The organism is Idiomarina sp. Sol25, assembly GCF_033052775.1.
Classification (GTDB): Bacteria; Pseudomonadota; Gammaproteobacteria; order Enterobacterales; family Alteromonadaceae; genus Idiomarina.
This window is the reverse complement of record NZ_JAUPEW010000264.1, coordinates 1-231: the sequence shown is the minus strand read 5'-3', so window position 1 is coordinate 231 and position 231 is coordinate 1. Positions and strand designations below refer to the sequence as shown.

1 pseudogene is annotated in these 231 nt (G+C 55.0%); it reads left to right on the top strand.

Going from position 1 to position 231, the window contains the following annotated elements:
* Positions 1–231, top strand: a pseudogene (locus Q5L94_RS14225) (glutamate 5-kinase); the annotation flags it as partial.

Below are 231 nucleotides of genomic sequence, written 5' to 3'. Positions count from 1 at the left end.
GATTAAGGTCGGCGATAACGATAACCTTTCTGCGCTGGCGGCGATTCTGGCGGGTGCCGATAAACTGTTGCTGCTGACCGATCAAAAAGGTTTGTACACCGCTGACCCGCGCAGCAATCCGCAGGCAGAACTGATTAAAGATGTTTACGGCATTGATGACGCACTGCGCGCGATTGCTGGCGACAGCGTTTCAGGCCTCGGAACTGGCGGCATGAGTACCAAATTGCAGGC